24 protein-coding genes and 1 tRNA gene are annotated in these 22,945 nt (G+C 65.1%); 14 read left to right on the forward strand and 11 right to left on the reverse strand.

What is annotated here, in order from left to right; genetic code table 11:
* Positions 1 to 145 precede the first annotated feature (145 nt).
* Positions 146 to 1,300: an extracellular catalytic domain type 1 short-chain-length polyhydroxyalkanoate depolymerase gene (locus ACTZQ5_RS00450; protein ID WP_443583186.1), complete on the forward strand. Its 1,155-nt coding sequence runs from the start codon at positions 146 to 148 to the stop codon at positions 1,298 to 1,300.
* A 28-nt stretch (positions 1,301 to 1,328) separates the two neighbouring features.
* Here the strand turns inward: ACTZQ5_RS00450 and ACTZQ5_RS00455 are convergent, their stop codons facing one another.
* The 6 genes from ACTZQ5_RS00455 to ACTZQ5_RS00480 all read right to left on the reverse strand — a co-directional run bounded on the left by ACTZQ5_RS00455 (position 1,329) and on the right by ACTZQ5_RS00480 (position 5,476).
* The gene (locus ACTZQ5_RS00455) at positions 1,329 to 2,201 is read right to left on the reverse strand and encodes a transglutaminase family protein (RefSeq protein ID WP_443583187.1); all 873 of its coding nucleotides are present in this window, start codon (positions 2,199 to 2,201) and stop codon (positions 1,329 to 1,331) included.
* An 8-nt stretch (positions 2,202 to 2,209) separates the two neighbouring features.
* On the reverse strand, positions 2,210 to 2,449 hold the full coding sequence (locus tag ACTZQ5_RS00460) for an antitoxin Xre/MbcA/ParS toxin-binding domain-containing protein (RefSeq protein ID WP_443583188.1): 240 nt from the start codon (positions 2,447 to 2,449) through the stop codon (positions 2,210 to 2,212).
* Between the two features lie 92 nt (positions 2,450 to 2,541).
* Positions 2,542 to 2,715, reverse strand: a complete 174-nt coding sequence (locus tag ACTZQ5_RS00465; protein WP_443583189.1) for a hypothetical protein — start codon at positions 2,713 to 2,715, stop codon at positions 2,542 to 2,544.
* Between the two features lie 449 nt (positions 2,716 to 3,164).
* Positions 3,165 to 3,539, reverse strand: coding sequence for a response regulator (locus ACTZQ5_RS00470; protein WP_443583190.1), 375 nt, complete (start codon positions 3,537 to 3,539; stop codon positions 3,165 to 3,167).
* Between the two features lie 64 nt (positions 3,540 to 3,603).
* Complete coding sequence (locus ACTZQ5_RS00475) at positions 3,604 to 4,749, reverse strand: PAS domain-containing sensor histidine kinase (RefSeq protein WP_443583191.1); 1,146 nt, start codon at positions 4,747 to 4,749, stop codon at positions 3,604 to 3,606.
* Entirely contained in the window at positions 4,742 to 5,476 is a 735-nt protein-coding gene (locus tag ACTZQ5_RS00480) for an alpha/beta fold hydrolase (protein WP_443583192.1), read from the reverse strand. Before ACTZQ5_RS00480 ends, ACTZQ5_RS00475 begins: the two co-directional genes overlap by 8 nt.
* Positions 5,477 to 5,777: 301 nt before the next feature.
* On the opposite strand from ACTZQ5_RS00480, the gene ACTZQ5_RS00485 reads away from it, so the two are divergent.
* The 4 genes from ACTZQ5_RS00485 to ACTZQ5_RS00500 all read left to right on the forward strand — a co-directional run bounded on the left by ACTZQ5_RS00485 (position 5,778) and on the right by ACTZQ5_RS00500 (position 9,962).
* Entirely contained in the window at positions 5,778 to 7,259 is a 1,482-nt protein-coding gene (locus ACTZQ5_RS00485) for an ATPase domain-containing protein (protein ID WP_443583193.1), read from the forward strand.
* Positions 7,256 to 9,277, forward strand: a complete 2,022-nt coding sequence (locus ACTZQ5_RS00490; protein ID WP_443583194.1) for a hybrid sensor histidine kinase/response regulator — start codon at positions 7,256 to 7,258, stop codon at positions 9,275 to 9,277. The genes ACTZQ5_RS00485 and ACTZQ5_RS00490 overlap by 4 nt, the downstream gene beginning before the upstream one ends.
* Positions 9,278 to 9,416: 139 nt before the next feature.
* A complete protein-coding gene (locus ACTZQ5_RS00495; protein WP_443583195.1) occupies positions 9,417 to 9,635 on the forward strand; it encodes a hypothetical protein in 219 nt (72 codons plus the stop codon).
* Positions 9,636 to 9,962, forward strand: a complete 327-nt coding sequence (locus ACTZQ5_RS00500; RefSeq protein WP_443583196.1) for a hypothetical protein — start codon at positions 9,636 to 9,638, stop codon at positions 9,960 to 9,962. It begins immediately after the preceding gene.
* A 594-nt stretch (positions 9,963 to 10,556) separates the two neighbouring features.
* On the opposite strand, the gene ACTZQ5_RS00505 is transcribed toward ACTZQ5_RS00500, so the two are convergent.
* The 3 genes from ACTZQ5_RS00505 to ACTZQ5_RS00515 all read right to left on the reverse strand — a co-directional run bounded on the left by ACTZQ5_RS00505 (position 10,557) and on the right by ACTZQ5_RS00515 (position 12,996).
* Positions 10,557 to 12,107 (reverse strand): Na+/H+ antiporter, encoded by a 1,551-nt coding sequence (locus ACTZQ5_RS00505; protein ID WP_443583197.1) that lies wholly within the window; start codon positions 12,105 to 12,107, stop codon positions 10,557 to 10,559.
* A gap of 116 nt (positions 12,108 to 12,223) precedes the next feature.
* A complete protein-coding gene (locus tag ACTZQ5_RS00510) occupies positions 12,224 to 12,517 on the reverse strand; it encodes a hypothetical protein (protein WP_443583198.1) in 294 nt (97 codons plus the stop codon).
* Between the two features lie 35 nt (positions 12,518 to 12,552).
* Positions 12,553 to 12,996 (reverse strand): spermidine synthase family protein, encoded by a 444-nt coding sequence (locus tag ACTZQ5_RS00515; protein WP_443583199.1) that lies wholly within the window; start codon positions 12,994 to 12,996, stop codon positions 12,553 to 12,555.
* 940 nt (positions 12,997 to 13,936) lie between these two features.
* On the opposite strand from ACTZQ5_RS00515, the gene ACTZQ5_RS00520 reads away from it, so the two are divergent.
* The 9 genes from ACTZQ5_RS00520 to ACTZQ5_RS00560 all read left to right on the forward strand — a co-directional run bounded on the left by ACTZQ5_RS00520 (position 13,937) and on the right by ACTZQ5_RS00560 (position 21,258).
* Positions 13,937 to 14,182 carry a hypothetical protein gene (locus ACTZQ5_RS00520; RefSeq protein WP_443583200.1) on the forward strand — a complete coding sequence of 82 codons (246 nt, stop codon included), beginning with the start codon at positions 13,937 to 13,939 and terminating at the stop codon, positions 14,180 to 14,182.
* 303 nt (positions 14,183 to 14,485) lie between these two features.
* A complete protein-coding gene (locus ACTZQ5_RS00525) occupies positions 14,486 to 14,719 on the forward strand; it encodes a DUF6440 family protein (RefSeq protein WP_443583689.1) in 234 nt (77 codons plus the stop codon).
* Between the two features lie 500 nt (positions 14,720 to 15,219).
* Entirely contained in the window at positions 15,220 to 15,777 is a 558-nt protein-coding gene (locus ACTZQ5_RS00530) for a hypothetical protein (RefSeq protein WP_443583201.1), read from the forward strand.
* A gap of 43 nt (positions 15,778 to 15,820) precedes the next feature.
* The gene (locus tag ACTZQ5_RS00535) at positions 15,821 to 16,528 is read left to right on the forward strand and encodes an NUDIX hydrolase (protein WP_443583202.1); all 708 of its coding nucleotides are present in this window, start codon (positions 15,821 to 15,823) and stop codon (positions 16,526 to 16,528) included.
* Positions 16,515 to 18,020, forward strand: a complete 1,506-nt coding sequence (locus ACTZQ5_RS00540) for an ADP-ribosylglycohydrolase family protein (RefSeq protein ID WP_443583203.1) — start codon at positions 16,515 to 16,517, stop codon at positions 18,018 to 18,020. The genes ACTZQ5_RS00535 and ACTZQ5_RS00540 overlap by 14 nt, the downstream gene beginning before the upstream one ends.
* Complete coding sequence (locus ACTZQ5_RS00545) at positions 18,017 to 18,640, forward strand: DUF2924 domain-containing protein (protein ID WP_443583204.1); 624 nt, start codon at positions 18,017 to 18,019, stop codon at positions 18,638 to 18,640. The genes ACTZQ5_RS00540 and ACTZQ5_RS00545 overlap by 4 nt, the downstream gene beginning before the upstream one ends.
* Positions 18,633 to 20,249 carry a recombinase family protein gene (locus ACTZQ5_RS00550; protein ID WP_443583205.1) on the forward strand — a complete coding sequence of 539 codons (1,617 nt, stop codon included), beginning with the start codon at positions 18,633 to 18,635 and terminating at the stop codon, positions 20,247 to 20,249. Before ACTZQ5_RS00545 ends, ACTZQ5_RS00550 begins: the two co-directional genes overlap by 8 nt.
* A 317-nt stretch (positions 20,250 to 20,566) precedes the next feature.
* Complete coding sequence (locus ACTZQ5_RS00555; RefSeq protein ID WP_443583206.1) at positions 20,567 to 20,890, forward strand: hypothetical protein; 324 nt, start codon at positions 20,567 to 20,569, stop codon at positions 20,888 to 20,890.
* Positions 20,881 to 21,258, forward strand: coding sequence for a hypothetical protein (locus ACTZQ5_RS00560; protein ID WP_443583207.1), 378 nt, complete (start codon positions 20,881 to 20,883; stop codon positions 21,256 to 21,258). The genes ACTZQ5_RS00555 and ACTZQ5_RS00560 overlap by 10 nt, the downstream gene beginning before the upstream one ends.
* A 72-nt stretch (positions 21,259 to 21,330) precedes the next feature.
* Here ACTZQ5_RS00560 and ACTZQ5_RS00565 read toward each other — a convergent pair whose 3' ends face one another.
* Positions 21,331 to 22,572 carry a hypothetical protein gene (locus ACTZQ5_RS00565; protein ID WP_443583208.1) on the reverse strand — a complete coding sequence of 414 codons (1,242 nt, stop codon included), beginning with the start codon at positions 22,570 to 22,572 and terminating at the stop codon, positions 21,331 to 21,333.
* A 282-nt stretch (positions 22,573 to 22,854) separates the two neighbouring features.
* Positions 22,855 to 22,945 (reverse strand) — tRNA-Ser (locus ACTZQ5_RS00570).

Below are 22,945 nucleotides of genomic sequence, written 5' to 3' on the forward strand. Positions count from 1 at the left end.
GAGCGGCCACAATCACCGGCTGCTTTCGAATGGCAGACCAGGCCATCTCTACCTTGCAATCGAAGCAGCCAACCCCGATATTTGTGCAACGCAGCATCCGCCGCTCCCGATCTCGCGCGGTAGAGCAAGCCACAAGGACGCCGCGGTGCCTCGTCTCTCCGAAACTCTCGCCCGTCTCTCCCGCTTGCGCGCATCGCATGGAGGAGTCGGCAGTCCTGCCGATGCCGGCCGGCTGACCGAACTTGCATCCTTCGGCGCCAATCCCGGCGCGCTCCGCGCACTCGTCCATGTTCCTGACGAGGTCGCGGAATCCCCTGCCCTCGTGATCGTGCTGCACGGGTGCACACAGACCGCCGGCGCCTACGACCTCGGGTCAGGCTGGTCGGAGATGGCCGACCGCCATGGCTTCATCCTACTGTTTCCCGAGCAGCAGCGGCAAAACAACCCCAACCTCTGCTTCAACTGGTTCTCCCCGGAGGACAATCGTCGGGACCATGGCGAAGCCCGTTCGATCCGCGAGATGATCGCCGCTGTCGCCGACCGGTACGCCGTTGATCCGGCGAGGACCTTCGTGACCGGCCTTTCCGCCGGTGGGGCGATGGCCTCGGTGATGCTTGCCGCTTATCCGGAGATCTTTGCAGGCGGCTCGATCATCGCGGGCCTGCCTTTCGGGTGCGCCAACACCATGCCGGAGGCGTTCGGCGTCATGCGGGGGCAGGGCACCCCCGGCGAGCCCGGACTTGCGGCGCTGATCCGCGGGGCTTCGCGCCATGGAGGCCCCTGGCCGACCATCTCGGTCTGGCACGGCAGCGATGATGCGACCGTGAACCCGGTGAACGCGCACGCGATCGTCGAGCAATGGCGCACAGTTCACGGCGTGAGCTCAAAGCCCAGCCGCGTCGATATGGTCGACGGCCATCCTCGGCGGGTCTGGCGCGACGGTGCCGGCAGGGACGTGATCGAGGAGTTCAGCGTCGCCGGCATGGGCCATGGTACACCCCTCGATACAACGGGCGAGCACGGGTGTGGCAAGAGCGGGCCTTACATGCTGGATGTCGGCATCTCGTCGACACGTCACATCTGCGCCTTCTGGGGATTGACCGGGCATCGGATCGCCGGCGGGCAAGCGCCCGGTCGAACGGTGGCTGATGCCTCGGACAGCCAAGCGCGATCAACCACGTCTGCCCCCGATGCGGCGAACGCCGAGCCTGCTCTCGATGCGGCTACGCCGGCAGGTGGTGTCACGGACGTCGGTCAGGTCATCGAACGCGCCCTGCGGGCCGCAGGCCTGATGCGCTGACCGGGATAGTCCGCTCACGTCGCCGTCGTCACGCTCCGGCGTGACCGGCCGTGACTGCAACCTCTACGGTCATACCGACAAAGTCCTGCCGCGCGCCCGTGTAGCTGCCCTGAACGGGAAGGATCTGCTCAATGGTTCGCGCCACCGCGACGGGGATTAGGTCCGCTCCGCCCAGCCGGGCATGCGTCGGGTCGAAGGCGATCCAGCCCGCGCAGGGAAGGTACACTTCCGCCCAGGCGTGGGTGGAGCCGTGCTGCCCGTGCTCGCCGTCCTCACCCGTCCTGAGATAACCGGACACCGCCCGTGCGCCGAATCCGAGCAGGCGCACGGCTTCGGTGAACAGGGTCGCGAAATCGCGGCACGAGCCGCTGCCCAGGCGAATGGTCTCGTGGGGCGCCTGCGTGCCTTCCTCCTCCCGAGCGACGTAGGAGAACTGCCCAGCTATCCCGGCGTTGATTTCGTTGAGCAGCGTCAGCGTGTCGATCGCAGGCTCGGCCCCTCTGAAGCCTGCCACCCAGGCGCGCACGCTGTCGGCGGCGTCGGGGTGTTGCGGAAAGCACAGGGCACCCAAGTCGTTGGCTTCTTCCGGTGAGTAGGAGAACGGGTAGCGATGGGCGGACAATGCAATCTTGAAGATCGGCCAGGCGGGAGCGGACTGATCGACCACGATCCTGCTGTCGATCACGAGCGCGTCGCTCATCTGGTCGAAGCGGGCCGTGGCGATCAGGTTGCCGAACACGTCCTGCGTCCATTCGATCTCGGCGGACGGCGTGCACTCGATCGAAGCGTTGACCAGTCTGAGATCATGCTGTCCCCGCGGACAAAGCATCAGCCGGTGCGGCTGAAGCGCGACCGCTCGCGAATAGCGGTACGTCGTCCGGTGAGCGACCGTCAGGATCATCGCCGCTGTCAGCCCGACGTGCGCGCGCGGAGCTCCCGCTCCACCGCGTCGAACCCGTCGGCGTTCGCGAGCGCAAGATCGAGCGGGCGCCCTTCAAGCAAGTCGTTGTAGCTGTTCAGGAACGCCCTGGCCGCATCCGGCACGAGCAGGTTCCATGCCAACAGGCTGATGCGGCTCTGCCGTTCGACCGCGGCGGGCGCCAACCGTGTGATGGTACCGCTGGGGCGAAATGCCTTGCGCTTCCGCATGGGCGAAGTGCTGGTACCGACCTGTGTGGGTGTCACTTCGTCCACAAGCGTCTCCTGAGATGTCGTTGTCTGATCGCCCTCGACAGGAGGTCTCAAGCGAGCGGAGCCAGCGTGAAGGCCGCCCCGTACGCCTGCTGCACCGATCTGATCTGGTCGGCGTAGCCGGCGGCCAAGCCATGGTGGACGTGGCGCACCTCGGGCGACGTCGCGCCCGTGGAGCGCATGAGCGAGATCTGGTGACGCGATAACAGTTGGTTGAGGTCCACGGCGTAGCTCCTGCTGGCGTAAGCAAGAGCGCGAGAGTCTCTCAGTCAGGGGCGCCTACGTACGACATGCCCGTGATACCGCCTATATAGTGGCTCTGGGGCAGGACGGTAAGGCCGTGGCGCGACTGCCTGCGGCTCGAGGACCGGGTCCAAGGATTGCTCGATGTATTCCGCCGACGCTGTTCGGATAGGTGGGCGTGGATTGCGGCCCGGTTGAGCTGACGTTTGCGCGTTTCGCTATCGGGCGTGCGCTTGGCGGCGTCCAGCTCCGCCAGGCAGAGGTCGCTGGCGGACGGCTGGGGCGTTTCAGGAACGGAATTTCCGATCGGTAAAGCCAACCGGCTGATCGGTCAGTAGCGTCCGAAAGGTCAATAGTCGCAACGGGTCCGGCCGGACCGCAATTCCGCCGGCCGAGGCGGCTCAGCCCAGGTCGCATCATGTGGCGCGCGCTAGTGGGCGAGCGTGCTCTGCACCTTCTCGATCATGCCGGCCTGCGTCCAGGGTTTGCGCAGGAACCGGCCGCCATCGGGCAGGGCCGCCTCCGTCAGGCGGTGATGCCCCGAGGTCAGCAGGATCCGCATGTCGGGCCAGCGCTGATGCACAAGCCGGGCAAGCTCCAAGCCGTCCATGCTTCCCGGCATGTCGACATCGGAAAAGAGGAGGTCGATGCCCTCGTGTTCCGCAAGGATCACCATGGCCTCGTCCGCCCCGATGGCCTCGAACACCCCGAAACCCGCGTCCTCCAGCATGTCCACGCCAAGCATGCGGACGAGCGCCTCATCCTCGACGAGGAGCACGGAAATCCTTGCTTCAGATGCGATCATCGGGCGTCCTTCCGGAGAGCCCGGTCGAGATGAACGTCCGGGGTTGCAAGAGGTTCATCGGCTCTCAAACGCCCTCACCGTCAAACGGCTTGAGCGGTATCGTGCACGTGAAGCAGGTCGCAATCGCATCCGACTGGACGGTGAGCGTGCCGCCGTGCGCCGTGGCGATGGCGGAGGCGATGTGCAGGCCGAGCCCGAGCCCCTGCTTACGCACGCGGTCGTCGCCGCGGTAGAAGGGCTGGAACAACCGATCCAACGAGGCGGACGGTATCGCGGGACCGCTATTGGCGACCGAGATCACCAGCTTGCCGGCCGTGGTCTCGGCGAGAACGCGGACCGGCTGATCCCTGGCGCCGTGCGTCAGTGCATTGCCCAGCAGGTTAGACAATAGCTGCCCGATCCGGACCCGATCACAGTGGACCGGTTCGTCGATGGCAAAAGTCGCGACGACGACCTGATCCGGCGCAATCGAGCGCAGCTCGGCAACCACCTGGTGCAGCACCGGTTCGAGCGGTTCCGCCGCATTGCGCGACAGGGTAATGCCGCCCCCGAGACGCCCGCGCGCGAAGTCGAGGACATTGTCGATCAGCCCGGCGGCGCGCACGACGCTGCCGTTCATCAGGCGGAGCACCATCGCGCCCCGGTCGCTCAGCGCCTCTTTCTCCAGCATGCGGACGCCGCTCGCGATCGAGGCGAGCGGATTGCGCAGGTCATGGCCCAGCACGGCAATGAACTGCTCGCGCAGCTCCGCGTCCTCGCGCTGCACGAGCACGGTCGCCTCCGCGGCGTTGCGCGCCTCCAGCAGGCCGCGTTCATAGGAGCGTCGTTCCGCCGCCACGAAGATGGTGAAGCGGATGAACGCCGGCAGCCCTTGGGCGTCGCGCCGCTCCACCGCATTCACCAGCACCGGGATCCTGCGCCCGCCGGCCGCGACGATGTCCAGCGCCACTTCGCTGAACTGCCCTTGCATCCGCAGCATCGGAGCGAAATGGGTCTCGTAGAAGATCCTGCCCCCGACGCTCAGCAGGTCGGAGAAGCGCCTGCCGGCCAGCGCCGCGGGCTCGCAGCCCAGCCAGGAGGCGAAGGTCCGGTTGGCCCGGCTGATGCGACCGTCCTTGTCCGCGGCCAGGTAGCCGCAGGGCGCGGTCTCGAACAGGTCCTCGAAATCGATCGCATTCTCGGGCGGAGGAGTTCTCGCCGGCTCAGACAAAGGCTTTGATCGCGGCGATCGTCTCGGCGGGCGCACTGAGGTTAGGGCAATGGCCGGTCGCGTCGAGCATTATGAACTCGCTGCCCGATATGGCCCGGTGGACATACTCGCCCACGGGGACGGGCGCGATCACGTCGTCACGACATTGGAGGATCAGGACGCGCGCGTCGATCGGTCCCAGGTCGGCGCGGTTGTCGGAGAGGAATGTAGCGGCCGCGAACCTTTTGGCGATCTCCGGGTCCGTGCGGCAGAAGCTCTCGGTCAATTCCTGCCCGAGCTCGGGCCGGTCGGGGTTGCCCATGATCGCCGGCGCTATCGCCTGCGACCAGCCCATGTGGTTGGAATCGAGGAAGTCGAGCAGTTCCAGCACCTGCTCGCGACTGAACCCGCCGGTGTAGTCCGCGTCGTCGATATAGCAGGGAGAGGGCCCGACCAGGACCAGATCAGAGAACAACTCCGGCGCCTCGCGCGCCGCGAGCAGGCCGATCATCGCGCTGACCGAATGTCCCACGAACACCCCGTCGACGATCCCCAGCGTACGGCCCAACGTGACCACATCTTCGGCATAGCCGGCGAGCGTCGCATACCTGCCGACCTTATAGGCGGTGAGGTCCGATCCCCCGAACCCCATATGGTCGAACAGAATTGTCTGGAAATCCTGCTCGAATGCCGGAGCGACAAAGCGCCACATGTTCTGGTCGCATCCGAAACCGTGCGCGAACATCATCGGGCGCGTCCCCGAGCCGGCGATGCGGACGTTGAAACGCCGTCTCACGCTATCTTGGTTGCCTCCGGGGCTTGTCATCGCAGGCGGAGGTCGGTCGAGCGGCATATCCGAACCTCGGCAGGAGCGTAGATTGCGGCGAAGCAAGGCACACCGAGTTTCGATGCACGCGCAGACCGTCAGGCATGCTAGCACAGGTTGACGGATCCCCCAACCAGAACGCCTCTGATGAACGAGGATGTTCGGTCGGTGGACTCCCACACGCCACGCGGACAATCCCGTCCCGGGGCAAGGAGCATTGTGAATGCCTTTTCCTGAACAGGCGGCGCTCGGGATAGCGGGTCTCGACGACATCCTTGCCGGAGGACTGGCGCGAAGCCGTGTTTACCTGCTTGAGGGATCGCCCGGGACCGGCAAGACCACGATCGCCATGCAGTTCCTGATGGAAGGCGCCCGGGCCGGGGAGCCTGTCCTCTACATCACGCTGTCGGAGACCGATGTCGAGTTGCGGGCGAGCGCGGAATCGCATGGCTGGTCGCTCGACGGCATCGACATCTATGAACTGGTGCCGCCGGAAAGCCTGCTCGACGAGCAGCAGCAGCAGAGCCTGCTCTATTCGTCGGATCTCGAACTGGGCGAGACGACCAAGGGCATCTTCGACGCGATCGAGCGCACGAAGCCGGTGCGCGTGGTGCTCGACAGTCTCTCGGAGATCCGCCTGCTGGCGCAGAGCTCGCTGCGGTACCGGCGACAGGTCCTCGCGCTGAAGCACTATTTCGCGCAGCACAACATCACGGTGCTGATGCTGGACGACCTGACGGCCGAGCAGCACGACAAGACGGTCCACAGCGTCGCGCATGGCGTCATTCGGCTGGAGGAGCTGGCGCCCGAATACGGCGCCGATCGCCGGCGCCTGCGTGTCATCAAATACCGCGGACGTCGCTTCCGCGGCGGCTTTCACGACATGGCGATCCACACCGGCGGCGTTCGCGTGTTCCCGCGCCTGGTCTCGGCCGAGCACCGCCGCGAGTTCAGCCGGGAGATGCTGACCTCCCGGTCCGCCGAGCTCAACGCGCTGCTGGGCGGCGGCGTGGAGCGGGGGTCCAGCATCCTGATCCTCGGCCCTGCGGGAACGGGCAAGTCGCTCCTGACCCTGACGTTCGTCGCGACCGCGATCGCACGCGGCGAGAAGGCGGCCATGTTCGTGTTCGACGAGGAGCTCGGCCTGCTCATCGAGCGGGCCAAGGGGCTCGGCTTCGATCTCCAGTCGATGGTTGACCAGGACCTGCTGGTGCTGGAGCAGGTCGACGCGGCCGAGCTGACGCCGGGCGAGTTCTCCGAGCGGGTGCGGACATGCGTGGAGGTGCATGGCGCGCGCACGGTCGTGGTGGACAGCCTCAACGGCTACCAAGCGGCGATGCCGGGCGAAACGGCGCTCGTCCTGCACATGCATGAGTTGCTGCAGTTCCTCAACCGGCAGGGCGCGACCACCTTCCTCACCGTCGCGCAGCATGGGCTGGTGGGCGACATGCGCTCGCCCGTGGACGTGACCTATCTCGCCGACACGGTGGTGCTGTTGCGCTATTTCGAGGCGCTGGGCCGGGTACGTCGCGCGATTTCGGTCGTGAAGAAGCGGACGGGCGCGCATGAGGACACGATCCGCGAGTACCGGATCGACGGTCGCGGCGTCACGCTGGGTGAGCCGCTCACCAACTTCCAGGGCGTGCTGCGCGGGGTGCCCACCATGGTCGGTGACGGTCCCGACCTCCTCGAGCCTGGGGCGTGATCGATCGCCCCGAACGGGCGTTGCTGTTGGCGCCGCGCGGCCGCGACGCGGCGGTCGCGTCCGCCATGCTGTCGGAGGCCGGTATTGCCGCCGAGGCCTGCCCTTCCCTCCCCTCCCTTGTGGAAGAGATAAGCGCCGGCGCGGGGTTCGTCCTCGTGACGGAGGAGGCGCTGGCGACCACGAATCCGTCCTCGCTCGTCGGCTGGCTGCGCGATCAGCCCGAATGGTCGGACCTGCCGTTCATCCTGCTCACCACGCGGGGCGGCGGGCTCGAGCGCAACCCGGCCGCCGCGCGGTACCTCGGGCTGCTCGGCAACGTCACCTTTCTGGAGCGGCCGTTCCACCCCACGACCCTGATCAGCCTCGCGCAAGCCGCGCTGCGGGGGCGCCGGCGCCAGTATGACGCTCGCGCCCGACTGGAAGAGCTGCACCGGAGCGCGGATCGGTATCGCACCCTGTTCGAGTCCATCGACGCGGGTTTCTGCATCGTCGAGGTGATTCATGGCGCCGACGGGGCAACCGATTACCGGTTCGTCGAGATCAACCCGGCCTTTATCCGGCAAACGGGGATGACCGACGCGCTTGGCCGGCGCATGCGCGACCTGGCGCCGGACCATGAACAGCACTGGTTCGACACCTATGCGCGCGTGGCGCGCACCGGGGAGTCCGCCCGCTTCGAGCTCCCCGCCGACGCGCTCGGGCGCTGGTTCGACGTTTATGCGTTTCGGGTCGGCGATCCGGAGGCGCAGCGTGTCGCCATCCTGTTCAACGACATCAGCGCACGCCGTGCGGTGGAGCAGGACCTTCGCGAGCTCACCGCCTCGCTGGAGCACCGCGTCGAGGCGGCCACCGCCGAACGGGAGACGGCGCTCGCGAAGCTCCACGAGGCGCAGAAGCTGGAGACCCTGGGCCAGCTGACCGGCGGCGTCGCCCACGATTTCAACAATCTCCTGACCCCGATCACGGGCGTGCTCGACCTGCTCAACCGACGCTACGGCGTCCAGGACGAGCGCGCGGGCCGCCTGATCGGAGGCGCGCTCGAATCCGCCGAGCGCGCCCGCCTGCTGGTGCAGCGGCTGCTCGGCTTCGCGCGGCGACAGGCGCTTCAGACCCGCTCGGTCGATCTTGCGGGCCTGCTCGATGGCATGCGCGACCTGATCGCCAGTTCGATCGGCGCCACGGTCGAACTGCACCTCCGGGTCGATCCCGCGCTTCCGCCGACGTTGGTGGACCCAAACCAGCTGGAGCTGGCACTCCTCAACCTGTGCGTCAACGCCCGCGACGCCATGCCGCGCGGCGGCACGCTGACGCTGGCGGCAGAACCGGCCGCACTCGGCCCGGGCGAGGTGCCGCAGGTCACGCCGGGCCTCTATGTCCGTATATCCGTGATCGACACCGGAACAGGCATGGACGAGGCGACCCTGGCGCGGGCGATCGAGCCCTTCTACTCGACCAAGGAGGTCGGCAAGGGGACGGGCCTCGGGCTGTCGATGGTGCATGGTCTCGCCTCCCAGCTCGGCGGCGGGTTCCGGCTGTCGAGCTCACCCGGCGAAGGGACGCGGGTGGACCTGTGGCTGCCGGTCGCGTCCGGGCGCCCGTCTGAGCGACGCGCGTCCGCCGACGAGCAACTGCCAGTCTCCCGCGCGCTGTCGGTCCTGCTGGTCGATGACGAGCCGTTGGTCCGGAGCGCAACGGCGGAGATGCTCCGAGAACTCGGCCACCGGGTTCGGGAAGCGAACAGCGGACCCGACGCGCTGGCCCAACTGGCGGAGCACAGGGTCGACATCCTCATCACCGACTACAAGATGCCCCGGATGGATGGGGCCGAACTGGCGAGGCGCGCGAAGGAGATCAGCCCCGCGCTGCCGATCCTGCTTATCACCGGCTATACCGGCCCGGCCGAGAACGCGCCGGACCTGCCGCGGCTTGACAAGCCGTTCCGCAGGTCGGACCTGGCGAACGCCATCAATCGCACGGTCGATCCGGACAGCAACGTCGTCGTGCTGCGGCGTTCGTGAAGCAGATCGTTCGGAGCGTTTCGAGCCGCCGGTTGTAATGCGAGGCACGCCCTCCCATCTATTATCGACTGGGCCGTCGACCTGAGCACCGGCCCGGCTGAGAGACTGTGCAGCGCTCCCGCTTGAACGAGGAGCAGCCATGTCCCGTGCCATCAACGTCGATGCGACCGAAGCCGAAGTCCTGAAGACGTGCGCGTCCAAGGGAGTCACGATCAGCGCCATCGAGGCGCTTGTCTCCGGCGGAACCCGGGTCGTGCTGATGAATGCGACCGCGACGCAGGTGATGCGGGACGCCTTTGGTCGAAAGGTCCTGACCGGCGACGTGCGCCGCACACCGCTACGCAGCTGGGCGCGTTAGGTGGAGAACACCGGCGAGACGCGGGTCACGACCTCGACCGTCGAGTTCCGCAGCCCCTTCAGGATCGGGCGCGACCCGCGCGAGCTTCCCGCAGGTAGTTACACGGTCCACACGACGGAAGACATCTACCAGGGTGCCTTCGATCGGGTGGTGGTAGCTGTGAGCGTGGACTTCATGGTGGAAATTACCGGCGGGTCAACGTGCCGGATCGTCAAGCCTGCGGACTTGCGCGCGGCGCTTGAACGGGACGCACAGCATCCGGATGAAGCCAGCGAGAATCCTGACCGTGGCTACTCTGATGGCACGCGCAGTCACGTTCACATCTAGACCCGCAACGAGTACGTCGAGCGCGCCAGCCGCTGCCCAAGGAGGCGACCATGAGCTTATCCAAGACGGTGAAGCACTTTCTTCGGCGGGCTGATTCGGAGAACACGCTCCGGGATACTGCTGGTGATCGGAACGCGGCGCACGCTCATGGCAGCATGGCCGCCCTGTACCAACGGCTCGCGGGTCGGGCACAAGTGGCGGACGAGAACGCTTCGGATCGCGCGCGTAGCGACGATTGGGAGTCCGAGGGCGGGTCGGTCGCACCATCGCCCCGTCCAGGAGCCGAGACGTGAGTCCGCATCGTCGCTGGACCCAAACCGACATCACCGATTTGCGGGACCGAGCACGCATCGCAATCTCCTGTGGCAGCCTGGCCGATGACGTCGGCCGGTCGCCTGACGACGTGGCAAGAATGATGGCCAGATTGCGGGTGGTTCTTGCCCGAGTGGACGTGCGCTCGCCGATTGGGTTCGAGCCGACGTCCTGACCCCGCCTTGGTGCGAACTTCTCTCCAGGGCATCCTCGGTGGGATTCAGTACCAGCACGGCGCACCACTATCTTTGCAACCGCCACGAACGCCTCAAGATCGACGGTTCACGCCTCGCCGAGCGCGCGGCGCACCTGCTGTTCCTCCAGGTCAAGCTCCTGTACGAGTTCCCGATGCGCATCGCGGTCGATCCGGTCGACCTGCTTTGCAAGCGCGTCGCGCGCCGCCGAGATCGCGAGCAGGCGCAGGCGCTGTTGCGCTTCCAGCTGACCGGTGCGCGTTTCGATGTCCTGACCACGGATGCTCGCCCGCTCCGCGCGGACCTTGTACTCCTCCAGAAGCTCGGCTGCGGCAACCGAATGTTCTGTCCCCGGCTGTTCTAGCCGGTCGCGTATGGCGCTGAGTGCCGCCGCCGCCAGATGCGCTCTAGCCCATGCCGTTTCCGGTTCGTGCGCAGGCGCCTCCGTTTCCTCCAGCCCTAAACGGCGAATGACCCAGCCGAGCGTCGTGCCCTGGACCACCAGGGTCGCAACGATGGCGCAGAATGCGAGGAATACGATAAGGTCGCGCTCGGGAAAGCGGAACGGCAGGGCCAGCGCCGCGGCCAGGCTCACCACGCCACGCATCCCTGCCCAGGACAGCACGACCGGATAGCTCCAGGGCGGCATGGGATCGAGTTCACGCAGCCGGTGCGAGAGGATGCGGGGCAGCCACACCGCCGGAAACACCCACAGGAACCGGCCGATGATCAGCGTCAGGGACACCGCAAGACCGAGCAGCGCGAGGCTCCAGCCGTCATATCGATCCAGCCGCTCGATGATGCCGCGCAGCTGCAGACCGATCAGCATGAACACGAGCGCGGTCAGCAGGAACTCGACGAAGCCCCAGACGGTCGCCTGATCCAGTCGGCTCTCGCCACTGAACTCCGCGTGCTGGCGCCGGGCGAGTACGAGCCCGCAGGCAACGGCCGCCAGCACGCCAGATGCATGAAACCGCTCCGCCAGGAGATAGGCCGCGAAACCGGCCAGCAATCTGACCGTGATGTCCAGAAGCGTGTCCTCCAGCAGCGCGAAGATCCAGATGGCGGTCCGCCCGACGACCCATCCGGCCAGCAATCCACCCAGCGCCGCGCCGAGAAACTGAAGCACGCCCTCGCCGACGCTGAAGGTGCCGGCCAGCGTTGCCGCCACAGCGAAACGGTAGAGCACCAGTGAGGAGGCGTCGTTGATGAGGCTCTCGCCCTTGAGCACCGTCACGATACGGCGCGGCAGTCTGAGCTGTTTCAGGACCGCCGAGGCCGCGACGGCGTCGGGCGGTGCCACGATCGCTCCCAGCGTCACCGCCGCCCACCAGGGCAGGCCCGGGACCAGCAGGCGTGCCACGACCGCCACCGCGGCGGCCGTGAAGAAAACGGCACCGACCGCCAACAGCAGTATAGGTCGCAGGTTGGAACGGAAGGCCGGCCAGTCCGTCCGATAAGCACTTGCCTGGAGCAGGGGCGGCAGGAACAGCGCCAGCGCCAGTTCCGGATCGAGCTCGATCGCGCTGACGCCGGGTACGAACGCCAAGGCGATGCCGCCCAGGACAAGCGACACGGCCAGGGGCACCCGTACCACCTGCGCCAGGTAGGCGAGACCGGCTGCCGCTGCGACCAGCACAAGCAAGAGTTGGAGCGTGTGCATCGTCGTCTATGAAGAGGGGCTCAATAGTCCGCGTCTGGAGCGGAAGGGGGCTTGGCTCGCCCAATGTGCCCATCGATGCTTGCTGCGGGTCCCTAGTCGTCAGCGCGAGGATGGCTGCGGACCGGCTCCGCCAGCGCTGCCTCGATCACGGCGTTCCAGAAGCTTCGATGGGCGTGCCACGACGTCTGGTCCCTGACTTGGATCGCGCGTCCAAGCTCCGCGTCCGTGGGATCACGGAGCGCCGAGAGGATGGCGCGGGCATCGTTGCGGTAATCCGCCCAGGCAGCGTTGGAAAAGCTGGTCGATGTAGGCCCATCCTTTCCGCAATGCTGCGCGACCTGAATGGCGACGAGGCGGGCCACACGCTCCAGCATGGATTCAGACATCTGCTATTCCTCCCGATCCGGATTGTACGCCCGGATCATGCCTCGTCCCAAGCCACAGGATGTGAGGTTGGCTTCCCCCCTCCCCCGGCACTTCCACCTGTCTGACATCGAACCCGCTCGTGCGCAGGAGGCGGGCGAAGGCTGCGTCCGGATACGCGCGGGTCGGCCAGCGACGGACCATGCACATGCGACAGGACGCCGCCCGCCCAACCGACGACACCGGGCACCAGCTCGGCCACCGTCACCCTCGCCGACGCCGGCAGGGCCGCCAGGGCGGCAACGAGCGTGAACCCCATTCCAAGCCCGCCGATCAGGACGTGACGCGCGCCGGGCCCGGCTTGCGCACAGGCCAGCGTCGCCAGCGCCTCTTCGGATCGACTGCACCAGCTGCCCATGAGCTGCTCGCCGTCCAGCAGTATCTCGAAATCCTGCCCCGCGCGCACGAGGTGGAGCAGTCCCCCGCCCGGCACCTCGGCCACGTCGATCAGATCATACTCTGGCGCCCGTGCCTCGCCGACGTCGGTCAGGACGGACGTCCGATGCGCAGGCGCTCAGACTTCTCGGCACGTACCGTCAGCGCGTCCCACGCCGATGCCGCCCGCTCACAGCGATCCCGCACGAGTGCTAGAGCGGAGGAAGTCGCCTGCTCGCGCTGTACCGCTGCCTGACGGCGGAAGAATGGTGAGTCGTCCATGCGTGATGTTTCCTGAACTGGGGTGTTTCAGCGAACGGGTAGCGGCCGTCTGACACGATGCGTCTGCGCTCATGTCCGATCGGCCGCGGATGGGTGAACGCCTCGCCGACGCTCGCGGCAGTGGGGCTAGGCGAGCAAGAGCTGACGCATATGGAGGGATTGAGACCACGTGCGCCTCCCAGCATGTAAGCGGGAGCACGAGGTCTCTCAGTCGCTTCCGCTCACGGTCAGGATGGCAGCGATGGTCCCAGTTAGCGGCCCCGCCCCCAAACAGCCATACCAAACCTAAGCTAGGCTGTATCGCCGCCGGACGGAGTGCAGCCTACTGGTCTGCCGCGTAAACGGAACCCGGCCGCCAACAAGTGAAGAAACGTCGTTCGGCCGACCTGCCCTGCGACATGAACGAAGGCCTGGTTACGCTGAGTGTCTCTCAAAAGCGGACAGGCCGCTTTCCACCCACAAGCGGACGTTCACGGCGGAGGTACCCTCCGCCGTGCCCTCTTCAGCGCGGCAGAAAAGCGTCCTTTTTGCCGTCGTGCAAGACGGTAGTACCCGCGTGATACCCGCCGGCACAGTTGTCCTGACTGTCCGCTTCCGCCCACAAGCGGACATAACAGCTTCCTTTGCGAGTCGGCATCCAAGCTTCTGCACCAAATCTCCATTTGCGAGCCCTGACCGGCCATCGCACGGTCGATGTACGATTATGAAACCGGTAAATGGCGCTGATGGCTTGGCTCTTCCTATTTCTCGTTCTGCTGCCCGGAGCTGTTACGCTTCTTTTGCCTAAGCGGTGGCTCCCGTTCTGGCTCGGTCCGCTTGCCTTGTTCTTTGTTTGGGTGTGGACCCAACCTCTTGACGGACCAAGCGCGGGATTGGCTTACTTTACCATCATCATCATGAGCGCGCTTCATATGCTTTTCTTCATGGCAAGGGCGATCAAAATTGCCTTTGACAATGATCGCGAACAATAACCGCTCCCCCCCCAAAAGCAGACATGCGCGGCGGAGATTCCCTCCGCCGCGCCGCCTGCTCACTAGAGCCGTGAACGTCGATCCCGGCTTCCGATACCCACTATGTACCCCGCGCGGTTCCGCTTTTAGGTAGATACGTGCCGCTCGGCGCTCCAGGGGCGATCCCGACGTTGCTTCGTCACGCCCCCTCCCACCACTCAGGTAGTACCAAGCGGACAATGCAATTGATCGCTTGCGCAATCGTGGCTCGACCGTAAGCGTGATGATATTCAACGCGGGGGCGAACAGATGTCGAAATTGGCAATGGTGAGTGGGCTGATCATCGCGGCTTCCGCGGCCGGCTGCGACAACTTCAAGTCAGAACCCATCAACGCGAGCAACGTCGAAGGGAAGGTTCGCAGCCAACGATCTGGTGGTGAAGAGGTTCGTGTCTGGCGTGATCCGCAAACTCGCTGCCAGTATCTGCTCTGGGAGGGTCGGCGAAAAGGGGCAATGACACCCCGCCTTGCACCCGATGGTCGCCCCATTTGCAGCTGACGGCCTGATGCCTGAAGCTGATCGCTCGCTGCTCGTGCAGACGCGCATTACCAGGCAAAATCGACTATTAGATGGCGGAGACACCCTCCGCCGCGACCTCTTCAGTGCCGCAGAAAAGCGTCGTTTATGACGTCGCGTAAGACGATAGTACCCGCGCGATACCCACCGCCACAGCCGTGGCTCACTGTTCGCTTTCGCCCATAGCGGATGCTCGCGGTTTAGCTTGTAACGAGCTACGCAGACCGGATGGTTGGCTCGCCCTAATCGTCCCGCCGCTATTATGAGCAAAGGCGGCTTGGCTCTCGCCGTTCCTGCGGATACACCGGCATGGCTTGTCGGCGGCGCCATCACTTATCGGGCGAACCGCATAAACGTCGCCTGACCCCAACATCGATCTAGGCCCGCAGGGACCATCTCGCGGGTGGAGCCATCACGCCATATCAAACAGCACCTTACATCGCTCGCTTGCCAGCGGGCGCGCTGTCCCACACGTTGATGCGATGAAACGTAAAACCGGCACCGAAATCCTCGGCTCGCGCTTGTTCGCGAATAGGCGCGCCTATGACGACCTCATTCGCAAACTGCGCAGTGACGTCATTACGCATCTCCATCAGCTTCGCCGCGCAAGGCCAGACGTCGATATAGATCATCTCAAGAACACAGTGCGAGCAGGCTTCGAGATTCACCCCCTCGTCATCCACGACTTGGCCGCCATCCGAATCGAGACACTGCAGCGTGACTTCCTCAACGATTATGACTGCTGGATGTCCGGCCACCTTCATGAGGCGCACGTTCCCTACACGGGTGACCAAGTGTTCTGGCGGATGCAGCATTTGAACCGGGTTGATTTTCCCTTCCGCGGCAAGTTCGGACCACACGCAATGCGCCTGCGAATTTTTGTCGATGGAGAGGACTACGACGGTTTCAAGGCAGATGTCGAAAAAGCGTTGCGCACCGCGCGTGAGATGCTCCGCATGACCGAGCGGAGTCAACTACTCCTCGCCGAACAGGCACGCGAGATTGTGGAAGACGCCTTAACGCATCAGCTACCGGCTTAGACGTCATTGACGTATATGCTATTGACGTCTAAGCAGGCGTCATATGGATGACGCTGCTTTCCTCGCCGCCTATGACCCAGCCGCCTTTCCGCCGCTGGCGGTAGCGGTCGACGTCGTTCCCCTCACCTTTGCCCGTGGCATGCTCGAGGTGCTGCTTACTCGGCGGTCCGAGCAGCCTGCGCGCGGGCGGCTTGCGCTCCCCGGCGCGTTCGTTCGCGCTGACGAGGAGCTTGGCCACGCAGCGCGCCGCGCCTTGCGCGACAAAGCCGGTCTTGATGCGCCGGTGCGCCAGTTCCACGCCTTTGGCGCTGTCGGCCGCGACCCGCGTATGCGCATCATCAGTATCGGCTACATGGCGCTGGTGGATGCCGATACGATGGAGGCGGCCTGCCTCGCCGTGTCAGGCTGCGAGCGGCTTACCATCAGCAATGGCGTCCTACGAAGTCCATCAGGCAGGCGCGCTTCGCTGCCCTTCGACCATGATGCCATCCTGGAGCGCGCGCTTGCCGATCTGCGCCGCGATCTCGACCGGGATGACTGGGCCTTTGGCCTGCTGCCGGAAACCTTCTCGCTGCGCGAGTTGCAGGCCCTGCACGAGGCTATCCGCGGCGAGACCCTGAACAAGCCGGCCTTCCGCAAACGGCTGGTTGAGAGCGGGCGGCTGGAAGCAACGGGCGAAATGGAAACCGGCAAGGGCTTCCGCCCTGCCGAACTGTACCGGGCAAGGAGGAGCGAGCATGCGGCAGACTGACAGCGCCAGGACTGCGGTGGCAGGCGCCCGCACCAGCATCACGCATCCCTTGCATATTGCAGCGGTTCACGCCGGCAATGGACGTGGCCGCGTCGGGATCACCTTTTGCCCTGGCAAATGCCAGCCTCAGGCTGCAACCGGCGCCTGGCAGCGCGATCTCGAGCTCGACATCGCTGCCATCGCCGATTGGGGCGCGGCAAGTGTCGTCACGCTGGTCGAGCCACACGAGCTGATAGCGCTGGGCGTGTCACACCTGGGCGAGGCGGTGCGCGCGGCACAGATGGAATGGCATCACCTTCCCATCCGTGACGTGTCCGTGCCCGATGCAGGGTTCGAAGCCGCCTGGCAGCAGATCGGACCGGCACTGCATGCACAGCTGCGTTGCGGCTTTGACGTCCTTGTTCACTGCAAGGGAGGGCTTGGCCGGGCCGGCATGGTCGCTGCGCGGCTGCTGGTGGAGACAGGCTGGGAGCCAGCCGCAGCGCTGGAGGCCGTGCGCGGCGTCCGCCCCGGCGCGGTCGAGACGGTGGCGCAGGAACATTATGTGCGGGCGCTGAACCCGACAGCAGCAACACCGACGCAGCGCTCTGCCCATGCAGGCCGCGACCGCGCCCGCGGCACGCTGCTTGGCTTGGCGGTGGGCGATGCGATTGGCACCACGCTGGAGTTCAGCCGGCGCGACAGCAGCCATGTCGACGATATGGTCGGCGGTGGTCCGTTCCGGCTCCAGCCGGGCCAATGGACCGATGACACCGCCATGGCACTGGCGCTCGCCGACAGCCTGGCAGCCGACCCAGCGCTTGATGCCGCTGACCTCATGCGCCGCTTTGTCGCCTGGTGGCAGCATGGCGACTATAGCTGCACGGGCACGTGCTTCGACATTGGCGTGACAACGCGCCAGGCGCTTGCCCGCTTCGAGCGCGATGGTGACCCTTATGCGGGCAGCACCGACCCGATGAGCGCAGGCAATGGCTCGCTGATGCGCCTTGCACCGGTGGCGATCCGCCATGGGCACGACCGGGAAGCACTCGCTGATGTTGCCGCCCGGCAGAGCCGTACCACCCATGCCGCGCCCGAGGCCGTTGCTGCCTGTATCGCTTACGCTGACCTCCTCGCCGATGCGATGGCGGGCATGGCAAAGCCTGCGCTGCTCACGCGGTCGCGCAGCAGCACTGCACCGGGCATCGAGACCATCCTTGCCGGCAGCTGGCGCGGCAAACGCCGCGGTGACATCCGCTCGTCGGGCTATGTCGCGCATTCACTGGAAGCGGCACTCTGGTGTGTCGGGCGGACCAGCAGCTTTGCCTCTGCTGTTCTCCTGGCGGCCAACCTCGGCGATGACGCCGACACGACCGCTGCCATCACCGGCCAACTGGCTGGCGCGATCTATGGCGCAAGCGGCATTCCTTTAGCCTGGCTGGAGCGGCTGGCCTGGCACGACCGCCTGGTTGCTGCGGCAGACGCGCTCATTCCCGCTGGCGGCAACGCATGAATCGCGCTGCCCGCGTTGCCCGCGTCGCCCCGCCATCATCCGATGTTGCCGACGCGGCGGATGATGCGAGCCGTTGGGACGCATTGTTCGGCGGCCCTGCCCCGCAGCGGCTGGCGAGCCTCGTTGCGCAGGCAGTCGCCTGGCGCGAGCAGATGCTGCTGCATGGCGACGTGGCACCCGCTATCGCGCACGACCTGCAACTTGCTGCCGAACATGCCGCGACGCGGCGTGGGCTGGGCCAAGCAGGGCGTGCAGAAGAGGGGGCAGGATCAGCAAATCCTCAACCGACGACCAGCAGCGCTGCCGTGGCGGATCCGGCGCTGGCGACGCCAGTCAGCGCTGCGCCTGCGATCCGCGCTGCTCGCAAGGTTGCCCCCGGGCCTGCGGCCCTGCCGCCGGCTGCAAGCCAGCTGCTGCCCGGCAGTCAGCTCATCAAGGCTTATGGCGGGCGCAACCATGTCGTGGCGGTGGAGGACAATGGCTTTCGCTATGAGGACCAGCTGTTCACCTCATTGTCCGCTATCGCCAAGCATATCACCGGCACGCATTGGAACGGCCTCTTGTTCTTTGGCCTGAGAAAGCGCCGCAGCTATCCGCCCAAGCCCCGCCGCCATGACTGAGCGCCGCATCGTCCGCTGTGCGGTCTATACACGCAAGTCGAGCGAGGAGGGCCTGGAGCAATCCTTCAACTCGCTTCACGCCCAGCGTGAGGCATGCGAGGCCTACATCGCCAGCCAGAAGCACGAAGGCTGGCAGCTCATCCCCACCGCCTATGACGATGGCGGCTTCTCGGGCGGCAGCATGGAGCGGCCTGGCCTCAAGGCGCTGCTTGCCGATGTCGAGGCCGGGCTCATCGACACGGTGGTCGTCTACAAGGTCGACCGGCTGACCCGGGCGCTTGCCGACTTTGCCCGCATGGTCGACCGGTTCGATGTCCGCGCTGTATCGTTTGTCAGCGTGACCCAGGCGTTCAACACCACGACCAGTATGGGGCGCCTGACCCTCAACGTGCTCTTGAGCTTTGCCCAGTTCGAGCGCGAGGTGACTGGCGAGCGCATCCGCGACAAGATCGCGGCATCCAAGGCCAAGGGCATGTGGATGGGCGGAGCGGTGCCGCTCGGCTATGACGTCGTTGACCGCCTGCTCGTCATCAACGAGCCCGAAGCCGTCAAGGTGCGCACGCTCTTTGCGCTCTACCTCAAGCACAGAAGCGTCGATGCCCTGGTCACCGCCGCTGACCAGGCGGGGATCCGCTCCAAGCGACGCAGCGCTGCCGATGGCAAGACGACCGGCGGCACGCCGCTTGGCCGCGGCTCGCTCTACAGCATCCTGGCCAATCCCATCTATGCCGGTGAGATCGGCCACAAGGGCAAGCGTTATCCCGGGCAGCACCAGCGCATCGTGCCTGCCGACCTCTTTGACCCTGTGCAACGCCTGCTGGAGGCCAATCGCCGCAAGGCGCGGGGCACGCGCTCGGCCGGGTCAGGCCTCATCCTTTCCGGGCTCGTCCATGATGCTGCCGGCCAACGGATGACGGCAACCCACACCGGCAAGGCCAACCGGCGCTATTGCTATTATGCCTCGAGTGCGACCCGCGTGCCCGCGGCCGACCTCGACCGGCTTGTCCTGTCCGCGCTCGAGCAGACGCTTGCTACGCCTGCGAGGCTCGCTTCTGCCCTCCCCCACCTCGACCTTGTCTCGCCCGCCGTTCTTGCCGCCGGGGCGAAGCTCGCAAGTACGCTTGCCTCAGGCAACGCCGAAGCCAGCCAGGCCTGCATTCAGAACCTCGTCAGCCGTGTCACCGTCAGCGATGCCGGTGTCACCACCATCGTCCGCCTCGACCAGCTCGGCCTTGCCGGCGAACTCGGTTGCATCGTCACACCTGCCAGCCTTGGCCGCACCAAGGCCCGGCTGACTCTGGTCGTACCCGGCCATGCTGCGACTCACCCCGACAGCAGCCTCATCGCCGTGGTTGCGCAGGCGCGGCAATGGTTGGGCGAGCTCACCAGTGGCACGCATCGGACCATCCAAAGCGTGGCCGCTGCCAGTGCCGTGACCCCGGCCTATATCCGTCAGCACATTGGCGCAGCCTTCCTCGCGCCCGATCTGGTGACGCGCATCGTTGAAGGTCGCCAGCCACATTGGCTGACGCTCAGCCGCCTCACCGACATGCTGCCGCTGCCGAGCGACTGGGCCGACCAGCGCCTCCTCTTCGCCCAGCAAAACTGACGCATCTCCGTCGTTTTTGCTTGCGTCACTCACGACGTCAGACGATCACGTCCGCGCTCCCGAGATACGCGGGAGCGGGGCGTCGAAACCTCACCAAGGAGTCAGCCGGTCACCGATAGGGGGCCGGGTGGCATGCGCGCATGTCCAACCGGCTTGCCGGTAAAGGCGCATGCGCCTGTTGGACTCCTGCAGGTTTCGAACATCCGGCTTCGGCCGTCGCCCCGAGAGGAACATAGGGGCGACCAACGGCGAAGCTGCACGGCGCCCCTCAAAAAGGGGAGCCGATCATCACCAAGCTTGTCAAAGCCGCAGCATTCATGCTGCCCATAGCGCTCAGCGCTTGCGCATCCCCTTCGATCAAGGGGCTTCAGAAGCGTTCGCCAGTTCTCATAGTGGAGAGCACGCGCGACATTCCTGCAATCATGAGCTGCGTTTCCGCCAAATGGATCGCCATTGGCGCAACGCCCCAGCAGATTCCGACCAGGAACGGCGCCATGCTCGCCTTGGGTGGCGCTACGCCCACGCTGTTGGTCGATGCTACACCTACCCCGACCGGCAGCCATGTCGTCATGCAGCAATATAAGTCGATCTGGTCCGCAGCGAACCGGCGTCGTGTCGAGGAGGTGCGTGCATGTCTGTGACACAAGGCGGACGCCGGCTGCCTCGCCCACGCCAGTTCTTCAATCCGCGGCAAACCGCGGCGATCTACGAAGACCCTGCGACAGGCTGGCGCGAGGGCGTACCGCATCTCGCCTGGCTCTGGCTCTTGCTCTTTGGCGGCTTCTATCTTGCCGCACGCATGGTGTGGCGCCCCATGATATTCATGGCCATCGTGATTTTGATTTCTTTGTTGATCTTTGGCCTGTTTGCACTCGTGGTAATGATTGGATTTTGGATCCTGGCGTCCACACAGGCTCAGCGGATCTTCCGCGAGCACTATTTACGCAAAGGCTGGTATGAGATCGACCCGTGGGAGCAGGATGAGCATGGCACGCACGGCTTGATGTAAACCGCCAAAGCAACCGACACGAGCGTGACGAAGCTGCCTGCCCCGCGTCACGCCGGCGTCGTTCAAACCCGCTCAGCCGATGGTAGCTTGCCTCTGCCTTCGGCGCTGCCTTACAGCTCTCTGGGCTGTTTTTGAACGCCCGGCGTTGAACGCATCCACCAATGTCCGAACATCAGCCAATCGCGTCTCGATTATGGCCGCAGCCGCTTTGATGTCCCTGAGCGCGTCCGAACGTCCCTCGGCTGGCAAGCGAGCACACAGCTGCACGCGATGATCGTCAAGGATGGCGCGTAGTGGCTGTGTCGCTGCCGTTGTGGCAGCGCTAAACTTCCACAACAGGGGATCACCATCGTAGCGAGCAAAGCTCGTACTTTCTGCGCGATCTTCCCGGGTGTAGCGATCATCGAGCTCGCTCCACCCACTCGTCAACATCAGCGGCCGGAGCAACAACCGGTCAGCTACCACCGCGGATAATGCCTCAGCCGTCGGCTTTGGCAAAAGCAAGCTGCCCTTGGCGATACCCTGCTCGACCGCCGCCAGCGTGTCTTGGACATGCTGCTCGAAGAACGATTGCACAGGTCGATCAAGGATGAGTGAGCCGATCAGCTCACAGGGTACGATGCCTGAGGCCTCGTCATCAGGCCGCCGAAAATAGGCCAATCCGCGTGAGTAGGGAGAAGGAGCATCACTTGCATCGCGCGCCCCTACAGGCACGGGCATCTCACCCCGATTCAGCCAGCGACAGGTCGTCCGATAGCACAGCTCCTCTGGTAGAGCAGTAAAGCCGCCTTGCACTAGCTCCAGACTGATCCTGTCAGCATGGCGTTGTTGATTATGGAGGGCCCGCGTCGCACGTCCACTCTCCTTTTGCTTGGCAAGTTCAGCAAACAACTTATCTTTATGCAGAATTTTCTTGTTTACATCACCCAGCCTTTGCTTTAAATAAACAAGATTATGGCATGTCCTGCACGCCCAGGTTCCGGTTACGAAATAGAGCAGTTGGACACGACGTTCGCAGACTGGACAATGAAGGTTTTTCCGAACCACATGAGGATTGCGCCGCGTACCGCTGACCGCGACCTTCAGCACCCCATTGGCCGCTGCGATATTAGCCGAGCCGATGAAGGTGTATTCCAGCGTCATGCTTGTCGCATCGAGCGATAGAAGGCTGCCCCGTCCCACCAGACCGGCTTGCTCATCACGCCATTCGCAGCGGTCGCTGCCTGAGCGCAGGCTGCGCTCCGCCTCCAGGATATCGATTGCTGGAAACGCTTCGCAATGCGGTTTGCCGCGGCCGGTCATGCCCTGCCTCATCCTGCGCTCCTGCGACCTTCCTCTTTTTTATAGTCCGATAGTTTCGAGGCGGGGAATCTAAATCCTATTGCAGCCAACAAGCCGTGCCCCTGACACGCTTGCCGCCGCAGAAGGGGCAAATTGCGTGTTCGCGCGGTACGCCAAACTGCTTCTAAGAGACGCATGGTGAAAGATTCAGGCGGTTTAGCAGCACCCGAGGCGTCTATAGACGCCCGCATTGCCTCGCAGAGCACTGAGAAGATGATGAAATTTGCCGCGTAGCGCGGATGTCTGTCGACGAAGTGGCGGAGCGGGAGGGATTCGAACCCTCGATACGGTTTTGCCGTATACTCACTTTCCAGGCGAGCGCCTTCGACCACTCGGCCACCGCTCC

This window comes from Sphingomonas cellulosilytica (assembly GCF_052321755.1).
Lineage (GTDB): Bacteria > Pseudomonadota > Alphaproteobacteria > Sphingomonadales > Sphingomonadaceae > Sphingomonas.